At 61.9% G+C, this 19,380-nt stretch carries 16 protein-coding genes; 10 read left to right on the forward strand and 6 right to left on the reverse strand.

Translation table 11 applies throughout. The annotated features are described in order from the left end of the window. Positions 1-75: 75 nt before the first annotated feature. Both uvrA and M0D66_RS15855 read left to right on the forward strand, forming a co-directional pair. The gene (gene uvrA, locus M0D66_RS15850) at positions 76-2,949 is read left to right on the forward strand and encodes an excinuclease ABC subunit UvrA (RefSeq protein WP_266210993.1); all 2,874 of its coding nucleotides are present in this window, start codon (positions 76-78) and stop codon (positions 2,947-2,949) included. A 33-nt stretch (positions 2,950-2,982) separates the two neighbouring features. Further along, positions 2,983-4,068 carry an AI-2E family transporter gene (locus tag M0D66_RS15855; RefSeq protein WP_093643661.1) on the forward strand — a complete coding sequence of 362 codons (1,086 nt, stop codon included), beginning with the start codon at positions 2,983-2,985 and terminating at the stop codon, positions 4,066-4,068. Between the two features lie 54 nt (positions 4,069-4,122). Here M0D66_RS15855 and M0D66_RS15860 read toward each other — a convergent pair whose 3' ends face one another. Beyond that, complete coding sequence (locus tag M0D66_RS15860) at positions 4,123-6,291, reverse strand: TonB-dependent siderophore receptor (RefSeq protein WP_266210994.1); 2,169 nt, start codon at positions 6,289-6,291, stop codon at positions 4,123-4,125. Positions 6,292-6,618: 327 nt separating this feature from the next. On the opposite strand from M0D66_RS15860, the gene M0D66_RS15865 reads away from it, so the two are divergent. Then, on the forward strand, positions 6,619-7,854 hold the full coding sequence (locus M0D66_RS15865) for a PepSY domain-containing protein (protein ID WP_200651391.1): 1,236 nt from the start codon (positions 6,619-6,621) through the stop codon (positions 7,852-7,854). Between the two features lie 94 nt (positions 7,855-7,948). Here the strand turns inward: M0D66_RS15865 and purU are convergent, their stop codons facing one another. The 5 genes from purU to M0D66_RS15890 all read right to left on the reverse strand — a co-directional run bounded on the left by purU (position 7,949) and on the right by M0D66_RS15890 (position 13,237). Beyond that, entirely contained in the window at positions 7,949-8,818 is an 870-nt protein-coding gene (gene purU, locus M0D66_RS15870; protein ID WP_054035832.1) for a formyltetrahydrofolate deformylase, read from the reverse strand. A gap of 116 nt (positions 8,819-8,934) precedes the next feature. Further along, a complete protein-coding gene (locus M0D66_RS15875) occupies positions 8,935-9,783 on the reverse strand; it encodes a DUF4743 domain-containing protein (RefSeq protein WP_266210995.1) in 849 nt (282 codons plus the stop codon). Between the two features lie 77 nt (positions 9,784-9,860). After that, positions 9,861-10,475, reverse strand: a complete 615-nt coding sequence (locus M0D66_RS15880; protein WP_266210996.1) for a LysE family translocator — start codon at positions 10,473-10,475, stop codon at positions 9,861-9,863. A 46-nt stretch (positions 10,476-10,521) separates the two neighbouring features. After that, on the reverse strand, positions 10,522-11,088 hold the full coding sequence (locus M0D66_RS15885) for an adenine phosphoribosyltransferase (protein ID WP_266210997.1): 567 nt from the start codon (positions 11,086-11,088) through the stop codon (positions 10,522-10,524). Positions 11,089-11,233: 145 nt separating this feature from the next. Then, positions 11,234-13,237 (reverse strand): monovalent cation:proton antiporter family protein, encoded by a 2,004-nt coding sequence (locus M0D66_RS15890; RefSeq protein WP_093643673.1) that lies wholly within the window; start codon positions 13,235-13,237, stop codon positions 11,234-11,236. A 161-nt stretch (positions 13,238-13,398) separates the two neighbouring features. On the opposite strand from M0D66_RS15890, the gene kdsD reads away from it, so the two are divergent. The 7 genes from kdsD (at position 13,399) to raiA (ending at position 19,251) form a co-directional block, all read left to right on the forward strand. Further along, entirely contained in the window at positions 13,399-14,382 is a 984-nt protein-coding gene (gene kdsD, locus M0D66_RS15895) for an arabinose 5-phosphate isomerase KdsD (RefSeq protein WP_054035827.1), read from the forward strand. Further along, positions 14,382-14,942: an HAD family hydrolase gene (locus tag M0D66_RS15900; protein WP_093643675.1), complete on the forward strand. Its 561-nt coding sequence runs from the start codon at positions 14,382-14,384 to the stop codon at positions 14,940-14,942. Before kdsD ends, M0D66_RS15900 begins: the two co-directional genes overlap by 1 nt. Next, complete coding sequence (gene lptC / locus M0D66_RS15905) at positions 14,939-15,547, forward strand: LPS export ABC transporter periplasmic protein LptC (RefSeq protein ID WP_266210998.1); 609 nt, start codon at positions 14,939-14,941, stop codon at positions 15,545-15,547. Before M0D66_RS15900 ends, lptC begins: the two co-directional genes overlap by 4 nt. A 20-nt stretch (positions 15,548-15,567) precedes the next feature. Next, positions 15,568-16,239: a lipopolysaccharide transport periplasmic protein LptA gene (lptA, locus tag M0D66_RS15910; RefSeq protein ID WP_093643679.1), complete on the forward strand. Its 672-nt coding sequence runs from the start codon at positions 15,568-15,570 to the stop codon at positions 16,237-16,239. Beyond that, on the forward strand, positions 16,236-17,021 hold the full coding sequence (lptB, locus tag M0D66_RS15915; protein ID WP_093643681.1) for an LPS export ABC transporter ATP-binding protein: 786 nt from the start codon (positions 16,236-16,238) through the stop codon (positions 17,019-17,021). The genes lptA and lptB overlap by 4 nt, the downstream gene beginning before the upstream one ends. 185 nt (positions 17,022-17,206) lie before the next feature. Continuing rightward, on the forward strand, positions 17,207-18,724 hold the full coding sequence (locus M0D66_RS15920; protein WP_256455576.1) for an RNA polymerase factor sigma-54: 1,518 nt from the start codon (positions 17,207-17,209) through the stop codon (positions 18,722-18,724). Positions 18,725-18,894: 170 nt separating this feature from the next. After that, entirely contained in the window at positions 18,895-19,251 is a 357-nt protein-coding gene (gene raiA, locus M0D66_RS15925) for a ribosome-associated translation inhibitor RaiA (RefSeq protein ID WP_054035819.1), read from the forward strand. Positions 19,252-19,380 lie beyond the last annotated feature (129 nt).

A 19,380-nucleotide genomic window follows, 5' to 3' on the forward strand; every position in this document is an offset into this window, starting at 1 on the left:
TGAAAAGTCGTTATAGTAGCAGGTTTAGCCTCCTCCTCTTTCCGCCAGGTCACGGGCCAAGTCTTGGAATAACGCGTGGAACAAATCCGTATCCGTGGGGCTCGCACCCACAACCTGAAGAACGTCAATCTCGACCTCCCACGTCACAAGCTCGTCGTGATTACGGGCCTATCCGGCTCGGGTAAATCGTCGCTCGCGTTCGATACGCTCTATGCGGAAGGACAGCGCCGCTACGTCGAAAGTCTCTCCGCTTACGCCCGCCAGTTCCTGCAATTGATGGAAAAGCCGGACGTCGATCTGATCGAAGGCCTGTCGCCGGCGATCTCGATCGAACAGAAGGCGACTTCGCACAATCCGCGCTCCACGGTCGGCACCGTCACCGAAATTCACGACTATCTGCGGCTGTTGTTCGCACGGGTCGGCACGCCGTACTGTCCGGACCACGAAATTCCGCTGGAAGCGCAAAGCGTCTCGCAGATGGTCGACGCGGCGCTCGCGCTGCCGGAAGAGACCAAGCTGATGATCCTCGCGCCGGTGGTGGCGAACCGCAAAGGCGAACACGTCGAGCTTTTCGAAGAGATGCAGGCGCAGGGCTTCATCCGTTTTCGCGTGCGTTCGGGCGGCGGCACGGCCAACGAAGGCGTCGCGAAGATCTATGAAGTCGACTCGCTGCCCAAGCTCAAGAAAAACGACAAGCACACGATCGACGTGGTCGTCGACCGGTTGAAAGTGCGCGGCGATATGAAGCAGCGCCTCGCCGAATCGTTCGAAACGGCACTGCGTCTCGCCGACGGCCGCGCGATCGCGCTCGAAATGGATACGGACAAGGAACATCTGTTCAGCTCGAAGTTCGCCTGCCCGATCTGCTCGTATTCGCTGCAGGAACTGGAGCCGCGCCTCTTCTCGTTCAACAACCCGATGGGCGCGTGCCCGGAGTGCGACGGCCTCGGCCAGATCACCTTCTTCGATCCGAAGCGGGTTGTCGCGCATCCGTCGCTGTCGCTGGCAGCGGGCGCGGTGAAGGGCTGGGACCGGCGTAATCAGTTTTACTTCCAGATGCTGCAGAGTCTCGCGGCGTTCTACGAGTTCGACATCGACACGGCCGTCGAAGACCTGCCCGAGAAAGTCCGCAAGATTCTGCTGTTCGGTTCGGGCAAGCAGGAGATTCCGTTCTCATACATCAACGAGCGCGGCCGCACTTCCGTGCGCGAGCATGTGTTCGAAGGGATCATCCCGAACCTGGAGCGGCGTTATCGCGAGACCGATTCGGTTGCGGTACGTGAAGAGCTCGCCAAGTATCAGAACAACCAGCCCTGCCCCGCTTGCGCCGGCACGCGGCTGCGTCGGGAAGCGCGTTTCGTGCGGATCGGCTCGAACAGCGACGCGCGCGGCATCTTCGAAATCAGCGGCTGGCCGTTGCGCGACGCGCTCGGCTATTTCCAGACCTTGCGGCTCGAGGGTTCGAAACGCGAAATCGCCGACAAGGTCGTCAAGGAAATCGTCGCGCGACTCATGTTCCTGAATAACGTCGGGCTCGACTACCTGTCGCTCGAGCGCAGCGCGGAAACGCTGTCGGGCGGTGAAGCGCAGCGGATTCGCCTCGCCTCGCAGATCGGTTCGGGTTTGACGGGTGTGATGTACGTGCTGGACGAGCCGTCGATCGGTCTGCATCAGCGCGACAACGATCGCCTGATCGCCACGCTCAAGCATTTGCGCGACCTGGGCAACTCGGTGATCGTCGTCGAGCACGATGAAGACATGATTCGCATGGCCGACTATGTGGTCGACATGGGGCCGGGCGCGGGCGAACACGGCGGCATGGTGATCGCCGAAGGCACGCCCAAGCAGGTCGAGGCGAACGCGGCATCGATGACCGGGCAGTACATGTCCGGCGCCCGCAACATCGAATTCCCGGACGAGCGCAAGGAACCGGACGAGCGCCGTCTGCGCATCGTCGAGGCATACGGCAACAATCTGCAGCACGTCTCGCTCGATCTGCCGGTCGGCTTGCTGACCTGTGTGACCGGCGTGTCCGGTTCGGGCAAGTCCACGCTGATCAACGACACGCTGTACCACGCGATCGCGCATCACCTGTATGGCTCGTCCACCGAGCCGGCGCCGTACGAATCGATCGAAGGCCTGGAGCATTTCGACAAGGTCATCAACGTCGACCAGTCGCCGATCGGCCGTACGCCGCGCTCGAATCCAGCCACCTACACGGGCTTGTTCACGCCGATCCGCGAGCTGTTCGCGGGCGTGCCTGCGGCGAAAGAACGCGGCTACGAAGCGGGCCGCTTCTCGTTCAACGTGAAGGGCGGCCGCTGCGAATCCTGCCAGGGCGACGGCGTGCTGAAGGTGGAAATGCACTTTTTGCCGGACGTCTACGTTCCCTGCGACGTCTGTCACGGCAAGCGCTACAACCGCGAAACGCTGGACGTCCAGTACAAAGGCAAGAACATCAGCGAAGTGCTCGACATGACGGTGGAGAATGCCTACGAGTTCTTCAAGCCGGTGCCGGTCGTCGCGCGCAAGCTGAAAACCTTGCTGGACGTGGGTCTCGGCTATATCCGGCTGGGCCAGTCGGCCACCACTCTGTCGGGCGGCGAGGCACAGCGCGTCAAACTTTCGTTGGAACTGAGCAAGCGCGACACGGGTCGCACGCTATACATCCTGGACGAGCCGACCACCGGTCTGCACTTTCACGACATCGCATTGCTGCTGGAAGTCATTCATCGTTTGCGAGACCAGGGTAATACCGTCGTGATCATCGAGCATAATCTCGATGTAATAAAGACCGCCGACTGGGTCATCGATCTCGGCCCCGAAGGCGGTGCAGGCGGCGGTCAGATCATTGCGCAAGGCACGCCGGAGCAGGTTGCCAAGTCGAAGGCAAGTTTTACCGGTAAGTATCTGGCGCCTCTGCTGAAACGCATTGCCAGTAGAAAGTAACGCTGCACAACACGGTTGGAGACTGAATAAGCCATGGCCAAGCGGAATCAGGCGAGCGACGACGGGCAAGTGCGGGACCTACGCCCACGCCCGGTCAGGCTGACTAGCGACATGAGCCTGCCGAAGCTGTCGGCGGTCGAAATCGGCAGTTACGTGCTGATGCTGATCGGAATGTGGGCGGTCATCGAACTGAAGCTGCTCGGCGCCTTGCTCGCCGGGCTGCTCGTGTTTCAACTCGTGCACACCATCGCGCCGCGCATCGAGCGGCATATGTCGAGTCAGCGCGCGCGCTGGCTCGCGGTGGTAATCCTCTCGGCCGTGATAGTCGGTGCATTGACGGGACTGACGCTCGGCATCATCGAACATTTCGAGAACGACGTGCCGAGCGTGCAGAAACTGCTCGACCAGGCGATGCAGCTAATCGACCAGGCGCGCGGCCGGATTCCGCAATTCGTCGCCAACTATCTACCGGTCGATACCGACCAGATGAAGGCCAAGGCGGCCGAGCTGATGCAGACTCACGCGAACATGCTGCAGCAAAGTGGCAAGACCGCGGCGCGCGGCTTCACGCACATTCTGATCGGCATGATCATCGGCGCGATCATCGCGGTCGGGGCGCAGAAGCATATGCAACGGCTGCCGCTGTCCACGGCGTTTGTCACGCGCGTGACACGTTTCGCCGACGCCTTCCGCCGCATCGTGTTCGCTCAGGTGAAGATTTCCGCGATCAATGCGGTCTTCACCGGCATCTTCCTGCTGGTGGTCCTGCCGATCTTTCACGACACGCTGCCGCTCTCCAAAACGCTGGTGCTGGTGACGTTTATCGTCGGCTTGCTGCCGGTGATCGGCAATCTGATCTCGAACACGATCATCGTCGCGGTGGCGCTCTCGGTGAGTTTTCCTGCTGCGATCATGTCGTTGGTATTCCTGATCCTGATTCACAAGCTGGAGTACTTCCTGAACGCGCGCATCGTCGGAGGGCAGATCGAGGCGCGCGCCTGGGAACTGCTGATCGCGATGCTCGTGATGGAAGCCGCGTTCGGCATTCCTGGCGTGGTTGCGGCGCCGATCTTCTATGCGTATATCAAGCGGGAATTGATTTATCTGCGGCTGGTGTGAGCGGGTAGCAGCAAGCGGAAAAAAAACGGCACCTGGGTGCCGTTTTTTTATGCATCAGAAGTCGATGCGTGCGTTCAATGACAGCGTGCGCGGATCGCCCGGCGTCACGTAGTCCGCGTACTGATATTCCCAGTAACGGCGATTGAGCAGGTTGTCGATCGCCGCGCGGAACGTCACATCGTAGCCGCCGATGCGCGTGGCGTAGCTCGCGCCGAGATTGACCAGCATGTAGCCCGGCGCGTTCAGATTGGCGCTGGGACGCACGTTGGTATTGCCGGTGAACTTCGCGTCGGCGCCGATACGCAACCCCGGCACATACGGCACGGAGTACGTCGCATGACCCGCCACGACGAACTGCGGCGCGCCGGCCACGCGATTGCCGTTGTTGGCCGCACCCTTCTCGTACTTCGTGTTGATCCACATGAGGTCGCCGCCGACATTCCAGCTCGAGCCCAGACGTACATCGCCGCCGAACTCCACGCCCTGAAAGATCGACTCACCGTCTTGCGTAAAGACGTTCGAACTGTTTGCATATGCCGAGCCGCGTTCGATCCGGAACAGCGCGGCCGTCGCGCTCCAGCGCGCATGCTCGCTCTTGATCCCGACTTCGTACTGCTTGCTGCGCAGCGGCTTGAGCAACTCGCCCCGGTTCGCGTACGTGTCGCCCACGACGGTACCCGCCTCCAGCGATTCGACGTAACTGGTGTACAGCGTGGTGGTCGGCGCCAGCTTGAACATCAGCGCGACGGACGGCGTCACGACACCGTTCTGACGATACGTCGAGAGCGTCGCGCCAGTGGTCGAATAGCCGTGCTGTTCGTAGTTCGTGTAACGCACGCCGCCGAGTACCGACCAGCGCTGCGTCAACTGGATCGTATCGCTCGCAAACAGTGCCTTTTGCGTGATGTCGCTGTCGCGGTACGTGTAGTAATTCGACGCGCTGTTGAAAGTATTGGTGTTCGGCTGATAGATGTTGCCGGTGCCGATCTGACCGAAGAAACTGTTCGCGCCGTAGTCGTTGGTTTGCCGCTGATAGGCCGCGCCGAACACGAGCTGATGCTGGAACGGCCCGGTTTTGACGTTACCTTCCGCCGACACCTGCCACAAGCTCAGCTGATGCCCTTCCTTGCCGGCGAAGCGGGTATCCGTGTAATCGCCTGCGCTGTTTTGCAGGTAGTACGTGCTTTCGTTGCGATCGCGCGAGCTTTTGCTGTAGCTGTAGTTTGCGTTGAGCGTCCAGTCCTGGCCGAGGTTGTATTGCACGCCTGCGGTGTAGAGCTGGACGTTCGTATTCAGATGCTGATCGGGGCCGGAGAGGTCGTCTGTGCCACCGCTCAGCGTATGCGGCAAGCTCGTGCCGGAATATTGCGCCGTCGAGATCGCCCCGGTGATACCGCTCGAACGACGCTGCTGATACAGCGCGCCGAAGGTCGCCTTGAGGTCGCGGGTGATGCGGGCGTCGAGCGCCAGCGAAACAGCATCGCGCCGCACGTTACCTTCGTTGTAGGTCTTGCCTTCTTCGTGCGTCGCGTTCAGGCGGTAGCCGAACATGTCGTTCGGGCCGACACGTCCGCCGAGGTCGGCATGCTCGCTCCATACGCCGTCGGTCTGATAGCCGACGTCGACGCTGCGTACTGGCGTGCTCGACACCGGCGGCTTTTTCGTCACGTAGTTGACCACGCCGCCCGGCGCGCCAAAGCCGTACATGAAACCAGTCAGCCCTTTCAGCAATTCCACTTTTTCGAGCTGCTCGTACGGCATCGTGATGCCATAGCTGTTGAAGGGCATGCCATCGATCTTGAACCCGGACTGCCAGTCGAGTTGCATGCCGCGCACCGTCACGTAGGTGGCCCATGCGTTGTAAGCGTTGCCGTTGTCAGATACGGAGGCGTCGGTGGCGAACACGTCGCCGAGCTTGGACGGCTGGCGATCCTGCAATTCTTCGCTGGTAACCACGGTGGTGGAGAACGGTGTGTCGAGTTGCGAGCGCGCGCCGAGCGCCCCGCTGCTGACGTCTTCTTTCAGATGCTGTGGCGTGTCTTGCGTCGCCGTGACCTTGACTGTCGGCAGCGCTTTTTCGCTTGCGTCCGGCGTCGCCTGCGCGATGGACGCCTCTTGCGCCCACGCCCCATGACTTGCCGCGAATGCCAGACACGCCGCCACGTGCAGTGGCCGCACCGTCAGCCGCTTCTTCGGCTGCTTTACCCCGTTTTTTACGCTCATCGCTGATTCCGTTTTCTTCGACACCCATATCAAATGAGAATAATTCCCATTCACACAGGTCGCGATGATGCCGAAGAAATTATGCTAATTGTAAGGTTTGATATGCGACATTTTGTCGCACACGGCGAATCCGCACCGCCTAAAAGCCGTGCCAGATAAGGGTCTACGCGATGCGCGCAAGTGACTTGCCTGAGCGGCCCCGCGCCATGCTTACGAGAAACTTGCAGCCGATAGCACGATTCCATAAGATGAGAACAATTCCCATTTGCACCTAGCCTTTGCCGTGACACCCCGTCAGAATTCCCGCCGCATTTCGCCGGCTCGCCCATGAGGCGGCAACTCGTCCGCCTGCACCGCTGGTTCGGTGTCGCCATTGCGTTGTTTCTGTTCGTCGCCGGCCTGACCGGCGCGATCATCGCGTGGGATCACGAACTCGATGCGGCGCTGAACCCGTCGTTCTTCAAAGCGCGCACCGCCGGTCCGGCGCTGTCCGGACTCGAACTGGCGCGCCGCGTAGAAGCCGCCGATCCGCGCCTGCAGGTGACGTATCTGCCGCTCGACGCCGAACCCGGCCACACGCTGCAGATGATGGTGCTGCCGCGTACCAACCCCGCGACGAAGCAGCCCTACCCGCTCGACTTCAACCAGATTGCCGTCGACCCCGCCACCGGCGACATCCAGGGCCGGCGCGAATGGGGCGCCGTTTCACTCGCGCGGCTCAATCTGATTCCGTTCATCTACAAGCTGCACTACACGTTGCATTTGCCGTTCACCGGCGGCGTCGATATCGGCACGTGGCTGATGGGCATCGTTGGAATCGTGTGGCTGTTCGATAGCGTGGTCGCCCTATGGCTGTCGTTTCCGAGCCTCAAGGCATGGCGCAAGTCGTTTGCATTCCGCCTCGGACGTGGCGGCTATGCGCTCACTTTCGATCTGCATCGTTCGGGCGGCGTGTGGATCTGGGGCCTGCTGGTGATCGTCGCGCTAACGTCGGTATCGATGAATCTCTCCGGGCCCGTGGTTCGGCCAGTCGTGTCGCTAGTCTCGAAGCTCACGCCTGATCCGATCAACAACCCCGAAATTCTGCGTGCGCCGCAGCCCGGCGACCAGGTGCTGAGCCGCGAGCGCATCGTGCAGCTAGCCGAGCAAGCCGGTAAGGCGCAGAACCTGAAGGTGCCGCCAGGCGGCGTCTACTACGCGGAATTCCTGCATGCCTACGGCGTCGGCTTCTACGCGACCGGCAACGATCACGGTGATCTCGGCCTGGGCAATCCGTGGATGTATTGGGACGCGGCCACCGGCAAGCAACTCGGCGCGCAGATTCCTGGCAAGGGCACAGCGGGCGACATCTTCATGCAGGTGCAATTCCCCCTGCACTCGGGACGCATCCTCGGTATCGGTGGACGGATTCTGATTAGCGCGATGGGGATTGCAGTCGCCGTACTGAGCGCAACGGGACTACTGATCTGGCTGAAGAAACTGAATGCGCGCCGCCGTTCCGCACAAAACGCACGGCTCGCGCCGGACGCGCGGAATGCGAGTGGCTCCGCAATGCGCTCTTGATCTGAAGAGGGAGCGCCGACTCATTCGGCGCAAGCTTGCAGCGGGGTGATGCGGCCACGGCTTGACCGCCCCACTGCAAGCACATCAACTACGTTTAACGAAACACCACCGTCTTGCTGCCGTTCAACACGACGCGATGCTCGACGTGCCACTTCACCGCACGCGCAAGCGTCACGCACTCGACGTCGCGGCCGATTGCCGTCAGTTGCTCCGGCGTCATGCTGTGGTCGACGCGCTCCACACCTTGCTCGATGATCGGACCTTCGTCGAGATCTGTCGTTACGTAGTGGGCCGTTGCGCCGATCAGCTTCACACCTCGGTCGAATGCCTGGTAATACGGCTTCGCGCCCTTGAAGCTCGGCAGGAACGAGTGGTGAATATTGATCGCGCGGCCGGCGAGCGATTCGCACAGTTGCGGCGACAGAATCTGCATGTAGCGCGCGAGCACTACCAGATCCGCTTGATGCTCGTCGATCACTTCAAGCACGCGCGCTTCCTGCGCGGCCTTCGCGTCGGGCGTGCCGCCCATCAGCGGGAAGTGATGGAACGGAATGTCATAGCTGGCCGCGAGCTGATAGAACTCCTTGTGGTTCGAGATGATCGCCGGAATCTCGATACCCAATTGACCGGTGCGATAGCGGAACAGCAGGTCGTTCAGGCAATGGCCGATCTTCGACACCATGATGACGACGCGCGGCTTCACCGACGCATCGTGCAATTCCCAGCGCATACCGAACTGCTCAGCGAGCGTGGCGAACGACGTACGCAACACGTCCTGGCCCGGATCGCCGCCGACCTGCTGAAAATGCACGCGCATGAAGAACTCGCCGGTGCGGCTATCGCCGAACTGCGCGGAGTCGAGAATATTGCTGCCACGCTCGAACAGAAAGCCCGAAACCGCGTGGACGATGCCGGGCCGGTCGGCGCACGACAGTTTGAGGATAAAGCTGTGATCGGTCGACATGACCTGGGTGACTCCCTTCTTCAGTGCGTAGTTTGTTCGGTGTGTCTTATTCGATGCAGCGTGCTACAGCGTGATCTGGCTTGTCCGCCGAACCTGCACCCGCGCCTGACTAGCGCTTATGCAAGCACCGGTGGCGCGAACAGCGTCTCGATGCCCGGACACGCGTCTTCGTCGATCCAGCGGCGGCGCAGCAGGCAATCCAGCGTAGCCAGACTCGCATCCACGGTCATCGCGCCTTCTTCGATCCAGCCCGCCACTTCGTCGATGCGCGCGAGCCGGTGTTCACCCACTTCGCCGTCCTGATTGCGCGGCGCGAAATCGGCCGGCAGCGCGAGGTCGTAGATAAAAATCTGTTCGGCCTGCGTGCCTTCCGGCAACGATTGCAGCACATGCGCAGTGCGTCCAGCCGTGGCACGCGCGGCGATCTCCTCGGGAATACCGGCTTCTTCCCAGCACTCCTTGATGATCGTCGCCTCGATGCCGAAGCCCCAGCCAATCCCGCCTGCGACGACATTGTCGAGCATGCCCGGGTCGGTGGCCTTGGTGTCGCTGCGGCGCGCGATCCACAATTGCGGCGCGCCATCCGCGTATTCTACGACGCCGTTCAGATGCACCGCGTAGGTCATCGTGCCGAAGAAGCGCGACGCCGCGCGTTCGATGCAGGCGAGCGGCGGTGCATCGAACGCATTGCGGATCGCGTAAGTCTCGTTGCGCCAGCCGGGAATGCGGCCCTCGGCGGCAAGTGCGCCAATCACGGAACCGAGCGCCGCGCTGCGCAGATCGACAGTGTTGAACGCGGGCGCGAGCGTGACGCGCGTATTGTCGATTTCAAACACATCGGGCCAGCGCGCGAGCAAGGGCACATCAGTCGAGCGAATCCAGCCGACCTGCTCGGCGTCGATCCAGAACGGCAGATGCGCGTCTATGTCGAAGCGACGCGCGGCGGTGATGCAAGGCAAAGTCATTCAAAACTCCAAACTGGTCTTCAGCTGCGTTCGGTTGGTGTCAGCCAGCGTAGCGGTGTCCTGTCGATTCAATAGCCTCAATCGCGCAAGGCGACGCGAATCCCGATTGCAATGAACGTCGCGCCAGCAAGCCGATCGAGCCACACGCCCACGCGCGGCCGGCGCTTCAGCCAACCGCCGATCATCCCCGCGCACACGCCGAACAGCGAAAACACCACCACGGTCTGCAACATGAACAACACGCCGAGTTCGAGCATCTGCGCCGTGACGCTTTGCGTGCCGTGCGGTTGCACGAATTGCGGCAGGAACACGACGAAGAACAGCGTCACCTTCGGGTTCAGCAGATTGCCGAGCACGCTCTGGCGAAACACCGCCTTCAACGGTTGCGGCGCGCGCTCGTGCGCGGTGGCGAGACCCTGGCTGCGCAGCGCCTTGATGCCGATCCAGATCAGATAGGCAGCGCCCGCCAGCTTGATCACTTCAAACGCAACCGGCGACGAACGCAGCAACGCGGCTACGCCAAGCGCGGCCAACGTGGTGTGGAACGTGATGCCGGCGGCAAAGCCGAGCGCGGCGACGAGACCCGCCGCGCGGCCTTGCGAGATACCGCGCGCGAGCACTTGCAGATTGTCGGGGCCGGGCGCCATCGTGATGGCGATCGAGGTCGCGAGGAACAACAGGAAGTTGGGCATCTTTTCTTACCTTCGTTGTGTGCAGGAAGAAGTTGGCATTCCGCGTTCAATGGCCGGCGAATTCAGTCACCGTATAGAGCGGCAGGCCCGCTTTGCGCAGCAAGGCCGAGCCGCCGAGGTCAGGTAAATCGATAATCGCCGCCCCTTCGATCACCACCGCGCCGAGCCGCTCGAGCAGAATCTTGCCGGCCATCATTGTGCCGCCGGTGGCGATCAGATCGTCCATGATCACGACGCGGTCGCCCGGCTTGCAGGCGTCCTCGTGAATCTCGACGGTCGCGGTGCCGTATTCCAGCTCATAGGATTGCGCGACCCGCTTGTACGGCAGCTTGCCCTGCTTGCGGATCGGAATGAAGCCGAGGTTCAGCTCGTAAGCCAGAATCGGCCCGATGATGAAGCCGCGCGCATCCAGCCCGGCGACGTAGTCGAGCTTCGCATCGATATAGCGCTGGACGAACAGATCGATTAGCACGCGCAGCGACTTCGGCTCCTGCAGGAGCGGCGTGATATCGCGAAACTGCACACCCGGCTGCGGCCAGTCGGGCACCGTGCGGATATGGCTTTTGATGTAGTCGGCCGCATCGAGCGGCGCGCTCGCGAGCGCGTTGGACATGATGTCTCCGGATGGACCTCGGCGGGTCCGATGAAAGGCTAAATCAGGTTCGGCCGGCGAGGCGCAAGCGGCTCAGCCGTGGCCGGCAACGCCGGCCTCGCCGAAACCACACCCAGGCAACGCCACGCCGGTCGCACCGTTGTTGCTAGGCCGCAGCGGCGCCCGCGCGGCGATGCTTCGAAAGCAGTTCTTCGGCTTCGGCCAGCTGTTCGGGCAGACCGCGCAACACCACGATGTCGCTCGCGCGCAGCTTGGTGGACGGGTCCGGCTCGACGCCGCGAATGCCGTGCCGCCGAATGGCCGTCACCTCGACGCCCAGATCGAACAGGCCCAATTCCGCCAGCGTTCGGCCCACCGCGTCCGAGTTTTCGTCGACCGGCACCGATTGTAGCCGCACCTGTTCGTGGCCGTCGTCGTCTTCCATGTCGTCCGCGCCGTGGAAATAGCCGCGCAGCAGCGCGTAGCGCTCGTCGCGCATTTCCTCGACCCGCCGCACCACGCGCCGCATCGGCACGCCCATCAGCACCAGCGTGTGCGAGGCCAGCATCAGACTGCCCTCGACGATTTCCGGAATCACTTCGGTCGCGCCGGCGGCCAGCAGCTTTTCCAGATCGGCGTCGTCGACGGTACGAACGATCACCGGCAGCGTCGGCTCAAGCTCGTGAATATTGTGTAGCACGCGCAATGCCGACGGCGTGTTCGCATAGGTAATCGCGATCGCCGCGGCGCGATGGATACCGGCGGCAAGCAGCGATTCGCGCCGCCCCGCATCGCCGAACACCACGGATTCACCGGCCGCGGCAGCGGCCTGCACGCGATCGGGGTCCAGGTCCAACGCGACATAAGACAAGCCTTCGTGCTCCAGCATGCGCGCCAGATTCTGCCCGGCCCGGCCGTAGCCGCAAATGATCACGTGACCGCTTTGCTTCAGGCTCTGCGTTGCAATACGCGTCATCTGCAAGGACTGCATCATCCATTCAGTCGACGACAACCGTAGCACGATTCGATCGGCGTTCTGGATCATGAAGGGCGCGGCCAGCATCGACAGCAGCATCGCCGCGAGAATCGCCTGCAACAGGGTAGCGTCGACGAGATGCTTGTCGAGAATCAGGTTCAGCAGCACGAAGCCGAACTCACCGGCTTGCGCGAGGCCGATACCGGTGCGCATCGCGACACCCGGCGACGCACCGAACAGGCGCGAGAGCCCGGTCACCATCACCGCCTTCAGCAGGATCGGGCCGACCAGGAAGCCGAGCACGATGAACGGATGCTCCCAGATCACACGCGGATTCAGCAGCATGCCGGTCGTGACGAAGAAGAGGCCTAGCAGCACGTCGCGAAACGGCTTGATGTCCTCTTCCACCTGATGGCGGTACGGCGTTTCGGCGATCAACATGCCGGCGATGAACGCGCCGAGCGCGAGCGACAGGCCGAACTTATCCGTGATGAACGCCGCGCCGAGCGTCACCAGCAACAGATTGAGAATGAACAATTCCTGCGAGCGGCGGCGCGCGACCACGTTGAACCAGCGCGTCATGAAGCGCTGACCCACTATTAACAATAGCGCTAACGCCACGACGATCTTGATCGCGGCCACCCCGAGCGCGCTGACGAGATCTTTCGAATCGCCGCCCAGCGCCGCGATCACGATCAACAGCGGCACCACCGCCAGATCCTGGAATAGCAGCACACCGAAGATGTTGCGGCCGTGCTCGGTTTCGATCTCGAGCCGCTCAGCGAGCATCTTGCTGACGATCGCCGTCGACGACATCGCCAACGCGCCGCCCAGCGCCACGCTCGCCTGCCACGTAATGTGCACCCAGCGTTCCAGCACGAAGCCGAGCGTGACCGCCACGGCAATCGTGCCAATCACCTGCAACAGGCCCAAGCCGAACACGAGCCGGCGCATCGAACGCAGTTTGGAAAGCGAAAACTCCAGCCCGATCGAAAACATCAGGAACACAACGCCGAACTCGGCCAGGTTCTGTGCGCCCACCGAATCGGGAATCAAACCGAACGCGTGCGGCCCGACGACGATGCCGACCGTCAGATAGCCCAGCATCGGTGGAAGATTCAGAAAGCGAAAAGTCACCACTCCGGCCACTGATGCCAGCAGCAGGAATAGCGTCATTTCGAGGGGGGAAATCATCGGCTAAAACGCATCGGTAAAGCGTCCTCGTTCGTCAGCGGAACCGCGCACGAGAAAGGCCGTGCGACAAGGTTGAGGGGCCGGTAAAGGCAGCAATAAAGACAGCGGCTTGGCACAGCAGGCCCGGCGCGGCGAACAAGCGCCTTTGCTATACTCCGCGAATGATAGCGAAAATCAATGGCGACCGGGCACTCGCGCTCGCTCGCGACGTGCTCGACATCGAAGCGGACGCCGTGCGCGCGCTTCGCGATCAACTCGACGATGGTTTCGTCGGGGCGGTCGACTTCATCCTGGGTTGCCGTGGACGCGTTGTCGTTTCCGGCATCGGCAAATCCGGCCATGTGGCCCGCAAGCTCGCGGCCACGCTCGCCAGCACCGGCACACCGGCGTTCTTCGTTCACCCGGCGGAAGCGAGTCATGGCGACCTCGGCATGGTGACGGCAGACGACGTGTTCCTCGCGCTGTCCAATTCCGGTGAAACTGAAGAACTCGTGGCGATCCTGCCGCTCATCAAGCGGCTCGGCGCGAAGCTGATTGCAATGACGGGCCGTCCGTCGTCGAGTCTCGCACAACTGGCCGACGTGCATCTGAATTCTGGCGTGTCAAAAGAAGCCTGTCCGATGAATCTTGCGCCCACCGCCAGCACCACCGCCGCGCTCGCGCTCGGCGATGCGCTCGCGGTCGCGGTGCTGGACGCGCGCGGCTTTGGCCGGGACGACTTCGCCCGTTCGCATCCGGGCGGCGCCCTCGGCCGCCGCCTGCTGACTTATGTGCGCGACGTGATGCGCACCGACGACCAGGTGCCGAAGGTGACGCCTGACGCAACCGTGCGCGACGCGTTGTTCCAACTGACCGCCAAACGCATGGGCATGACGGCGATCGTCGATCACAACGATCACGTGACCGGCATCTTCACCGACGGCGACTTGCGCCGCGTGCTCGAACGCGACGGCGATTTCCGCGAACTGTCGATCGCCTCTGTCATGACCGCCGGCCCGCGCACCATCGGTCCGGATCAACTTGCTGTCGAAGCCGTGGAACTGATGGAGCGCCACCGCATCAATCAGATGCTGGTCGTCGACGAAGCAGGCAAGCTGATCGGCGCACTCAACATGCACGACCTGTTCTCGAAGAAGGTGATCTGATGCCCGTCGCCCCCCTTACCGCCACTGAACGCGCAAGCCGCGTCAAGCTGATGATTTTCGACGTCGACGGCGTGCTGACCGACGGCGGCCTGCTGTTTACGGCGGAAGGCGACACGATGAAGGGCTTCAACTCGATGGACGGCCACGGCATGAAGCTGCTGCGCCAGGCCGGCATCGAAACGGCGATCATCACCGGGCGCAAGTCGGGCATCGTCGCGGTGCGGGCGAAGGAAATGAACATCGCCCACGTCTATCAGGGCGTGCAAGACAAACCCCAGGCGTTCGCCGACCTGCTCGAGCAAACCGGCATGACTGCGGAACAATGCGGCTATATGGGCGACGACTGGGTCGATCTCGGCGTAATGCTGAAGGTCGGTTTCGCGGCGGCGCCGGCCAATTCGCATCCTGAAGTGATCGCGCGCGCCCATTGGGTCAGCGAGGCGCGCGGCGGCCACGGTGCGGCGCGCGAAGTCTGCGACACCCTGCTGCGCGCGCAGCACAAATATGAGGCGCTGCTCGCGGCAGCCTGTAGCGGCGAACAGCGAGGCCTCGTCGGATGAATCGGTTTCGCTGGACCTCACTGATTCCGCTCGTCGCGATGGCCGCGCTCGCCGGCATTACATGGTGGCTGCTGCAAGCCACGCTGCCGCGGCAGAACGAAGGCGTGCTGCGCCCCAAGGAGCACACGCCCGACTACTTCGCGGACAATTTCTCGGTTTCCGAGCTCGATCAGTCGGGCTCGACGCAATACCGTCTGACCGCCCAGTCCCTGATTCACTACGAGGATGACGAGCTGAGCGACCTGGTCAAGCCGGCCATGCGCGCCTTTCAGCCCGGCAAGCCGATCGTCACCGCGACCGGAGACACCGGCACGGTGAACGGCGACGCCTCGATCGTCAATCTGTACGACAACGCGCGCATCGTACGGGCGGCCGGGAGCGGCGATCCGCAGATGCAGGCAGATTCGCAGCATTTTAGGGTGCTGGTCAACGACGATGTGATCGAGACCGAAAAGCCGGTTAAACTTCAGCGCGGCATGTCTGTGATGACTGCCAGCGGCATGAACTACAACAACGTCACCCGGGTGATGCAGCTGTTCGGCAATGTAAAGGGCGCGATTGCCGCGTCCGAAGGCTCCGTCAGCTCGCCCAAGCAACCCGGGTAATCCATTCCAGGCGTGACTGCATGAACGAATCGTTCCCCCGTTTTGATACCGGCCGCTCGCGCACCCTGTCCGCGTGCCGCGCCGGACTCGCTGCGCTGCTCGTCGCGCTGCCGCTTGCCGGCTTCGCGCCGCTTGCGCACGCCGACCGCGCCGATAAGGACAAGCCGCTGAACGTCGAAGCGGACAACATGACTTACGACGACCTCAAACAGGTCAACATCTTCACCGGCCACGTGGTCGCCACCAAAGGCACGATCGTGATCAGGGCCGATCGGGTCGAAGTGACGCAAGACCCACAGGGCTATCAGTACGCCACCGGCACGTCGAGCGGCGGCAATCTGTCGTATTTCCGCCAGAAGCGCGAAGGCCTCGATGAATACATCGAAGGCACGGCCATCCGGATCGACTACGACGGCAAGCAGGATCTGACCACGCTCACCACCAACGCCACCGTCAAGCGCCTGCAAGGCCTCTCAACGGTCATGGACCAGGTGCACGGCAGCGTCATTACCTATGACGGCCAGAGCGACTTCTACACCGCTAAGGCGGGTAAGGACGTCGCCGGCCCGGGCAACCCGACCGGCCGCGTGCGCGCCATGCTGGCGCCGCGCAATGGCGGCGCAGCGCCCTTGAACGGCGCGTCGGCCACGCTCGCGCCGTCCACCACGATCCAGGGAGCACCGAACCAGTGAGTTCCTCCGCGTCCCTCCCCAATCGCAAACCGGCCGGCACCAGCAGTTCGCTGGTAGTCCGCAACCTGAAGAAACGCTACGGCTCACGCACGGTCGTCAAAGACGTCTCGCTCGACGTGAAAAGCGGCGAAGTGGTCGGCCTGCTCGGTCCCAATGGCGCTGGCAAGACCACCTCGTTCTATATGATCGTCGGCCTCGTGCCGCTCGATGCAGGTGAAATCGACCTGGACGGCAAGTCGATCAGCTTGCTGCCGATTCACAAGCGCGCATCATTGGGCTTGTCGTATCTGCCGCAGGAAGCCTCGGTGTTCCGCAAGCTCAGCGTCGAGGAAAACATTCGCGCGGTGCTGGAATTGCAGGTCGAAGACAACGGCAAGCGGCTCAGCAAGGAAACCATTACGAACCGCACCGAGGCCTTGCTCGACGAACTGCAGATCGCTCACCTGCGTGAGAATCCGGCGCTGTCGCTGTCGGGCGGCGAGCGTCGGCGGGTTGAAATTGCTCGTGCATTGGCCACCAATCCGAGCTTTATTCTGCTCGACGAACCGTTCGCGGGTGTCGATCCGATCGCGGTGCTGGAAATCCAGAAGATCGTTAAATTTCTGAAGCAGCGCAATATCGGCGTGCTGATCACCGACCACAATGTGCGCGAAACCCTCGGCATCTGTGACCACGCCTACATCATCAGCGACGGCAGCGTGCTGGCCGCCGGTGCGCCGAGCGACATCATCGAGAACGAAAGCGTGCGGCGCGTCTATCTGGGCGAGCACTTCCGCATGTAAGTGCACAAAGGATTGCCGGCGGTGCGAGCGTGCATCCGCCGGCCCCTTTGCGGCATCCGCACATCAGCATTTTTGACCTGGGCCGTCCCGCGCCCAGCGCCGCCGAAAACGGGCGCACGCGTAATTGCGAATGTCGCAATGTATCGCGGTCGTGGCAAACTCTCTACAATGAATCTCAACTTGCCATGAAAGCCAGCCTCCAACTCCGCCTATCGCAGCATCTTGCGCTGACCCCGCAACTGCAGCAGTCCATCCGGCTGCTTCAGCTGTCCACGCTCGAACTGCAGCAGGAAGTCGCAATGGCGATCTCGCAGAATCCACTCCTCGAGAATGAGGACGACTGGATCGCGAGTCCCCTGCGTGTGGCGGCCGACGGCTCACTGATCGCCCAGTCGCCCAATTCCTCCCCACCGTCCGACCAGATGGGCGGCAATACGTCGTCTTCGTCCACCAGCAGCAGCGAGCGCGCCGAGAACGGCGAGCCGCAAGGTGTCGACGAATACAACGGCCTCGCGAGCGACAACAACGGCGACGCGTCGCAATGGGATCTCGGCGACTACGGCCGCTCCGGCAATGCCTCGGACGACGACGATCTGCCGCCGCTGCAAATCCATGAATCGAGCACCTCGCTGCGCGATCACCTGATGGCGCAACTTCGCGTCACCCAGGCGAGCCAGCGCGACCGTGCGCTGATCACCTTCCTGATCGAATCGCTCGACGACGACGGCTATCTTGCCGCCACGCTCGAGGAAGTGCTGACCGATCTGCCCGAAGAGCTCGAGGTCGATCTCGACGAAATGAACGCCGCGCTAGCGCTGTTGCATAGCTTCGACCCGGCAGGGGTCGGCGCGCGCTCCGCGTCCGAGTGTCTCAAGCTGCAATTGCTGCGGCTCGACCACTCGTCTACACGCACGCTTGCGCTCGACATCGTCGCCCATCATCTGGAACTGCTCGCGGCGCGCGATTTCACGCGCCTGCGCAAACACCTGAAGGCGAACGACGACGATCTACGCGATGCGCATGTTTTGATCCGCTCGCTCGAGCCGTTTCCCGGCGCCGCTTATGGCAAGGCGGAAGCGGACTATGTCGTGCCGGACATCATGGTGCGCAAAACGGCACAGGGCTGGCAGGCGGAACTCAATCCGGAAGTGGTACCGAAGCTGCGGATCAACCATCTGTACGCGAATATTTTGCGTAATAACCGGGGTGATCCCGGCAGCGGATCGTTGCGCCAGCAACTGCAGGAAGCACGCTGGCTGATCAAAAATATCCAGCAGCGTTTCGAAACGATCCTCAGGGTCGCGCAAGCCATTGTCGAGCGTCAAAAGAGCTTTTTTGTCCACGGCGAAATTGCCATGCGCCCCTTGGTTTTGCGAGAAATTGCTGATACGCTGGGCCTACACGAGTCAACTGTCTCCCGTGTGACAACCGGTAAATACATGCTGACCCCATTCGGGACGCTTGAATTTAAGTACTTCTTCGGATCACACGTTTCGACTGACACGGGCGGCGCGGCGTCTTCCACGGCGATTCGCGCGCTCATCAAGCAACTGATAGGAGCGGAAAACCCGAAATCTCCTCTTTCAGACAGCCGCATAGCCGAACTGCTGGCGGAACAGGGCTTCGTGGTCGCACGGCGTACCGTTGCGAAGTATCGCGAGGCCCTCAAGATTCCGGCAGTCAACCTGCGCAAGTCTCTGTAGCCCGCCGCCTCCCGCGACGGGCATTTACCGGCCGCTCCGCAGTTGGCGGACAGGCCGGCCGATGCGACCTGCCAGAAGTCAGTCACCGGGGGGCGACTCAGGCAAGCCGACAGATCGACCGGACCTTCGTCATCGTGCGGAACAAGCGGCCTCTAGCTTGGAGAAGCACTATGAATCTGCAGATCAGTGGACACCACCTCGAAGTAACGCCTGCGTTGCGCGAATACGTGATCACCAAACTGGATAGGGTGCTAAGACATTTTGATCAGGTCATCGACGGCAGTGTGGTCCTCTCGGTCGACAACCACAAGGAAAAGGAAAAGCGTCAAAAGGTTGAAATTAACCTGCATCTGAAGGGCAAAGATATCTTCGTCGAGAGCTGTGACAGCGATCTTTACGCTGCGATCGATCTGATGATCGACAAGCTCGACCGGCAAGTGATACGCCATAAAGATCGCCTGCAAGGCCATCAGCACGATGCGATCAAGTACCAGCCGGCACCAATCCTGGACGTGCCGCCGCAATAAGGAAGATTAGAAGGCCTGCTTTACTTTCCTTCGTTTTCCTCATTCGCCCGCATTTGCCTGCATTTGCGTATCCCCAGCCAAACCGCCCGAGACCGGGCGGTTTTTCGTTTCGGGGCGCCTTTTTCAGGC

This window comes from Paraburkholderia sp. SECH2 (assembly GCF_030464795.1).
Classification (GTDB): domain Bacteria; phylum Pseudomonadota; class Gammaproteobacteria; order Burkholderiales; family Burkholderiaceae; genus Paraburkholderia; species Paraburkholderia aspalathi.

Coding starts and splice junctions, on each gene's coding strand:
- M0D66_RS15865 (WP_200651391.1), top strand. CDS start 6,619: ATGAGGCGGCAACTCGTCCGCCTGCACCGCTGGTTCGGTGTCGCCATT.
- lptC (WP_266210998.1), top strand. CDS start 14,939: ATGAATCGGTTTCGCTGGACCTCACTGATTCCGCTCGTCGCGATGGCC.
- M0D66_RS15855 (WP_093643661.1), top strand. CDS start 2,983: ATGGCCAAGCGGAATCAGGCGAGCGACGACGGGCAAGTGCGGGACCTA.
- M0D66_RS15875 (WP_266210995.1), bottom strand. CDS start 9,783: ATGACTTTGCCTTGCATCACCGCCGCGCGTCGCTTCGACATAGACGCG.
- kdsD (WP_054035827.1), top strand. CDS start 13,399: ATGATAGCGAAAATCAATGGCGACCGGGCACTCGCGCTCGCTCGCGAC.
- M0D66_RS15885 (WP_266210997.1), bottom strand. CDS start 11,088: ATGTCCAACGCGCTCGCGAGCGCGCCGCTCGATGCGGCCGACTACATC.
- M0D66_RS15920 (WP_256455576.1), top strand. CDS start 17,207: ATGAAAGCCAGCCTCCAACTCCGCCTATCGCAGCATCTTGCGCTGACC.
- raiA (WP_054035819.1), top strand. CDS start 18,895: ATGAATCTGCAGATCAGTGGACACCACCTCGAAGTAACGCCTGCGTTG.
- M0D66_RS15860 (WP_266210994.1), bottom strand. CDS start 6,291: ATGAGCGTAAAAAACGGGGTAAAGCAGCCGAAGAAGCGGCTGACGGTG.
- M0D66_RS15880 (WP_266210996.1), bottom strand. CDS start 10,475: ATGCCCAACTTCCTGTTGTTCCTCGCGACCTCGATCGCCATCACGATG.
- purU (WP_054035832.1), bottom strand. CDS start 8,818: ATGTCGACCGATCACAGCTTTATCCTCAAACTGTCGTGCGCCGACCGG.
- M0D66_RS15900 (WP_093643675.1), top strand. CDS start 14,382: ATGCCCGTCGCCCCCCTTACCGCCACTGAACGCGCAAGCCGCGTCAAG.
- M0D66_RS15890 (WP_093643673.1), bottom strand. CDS start 13,237: ATGATTTCCCCCCTCGAAATGACGCTATTCCTGCTGCTGGCATCAGTG.
- lptA (WP_093643679.1), top strand. CDS start 15,568: ATGAACGAATCGTTCCCCCGTTTTGATACCGGCCGCTCGCGCACCCTG.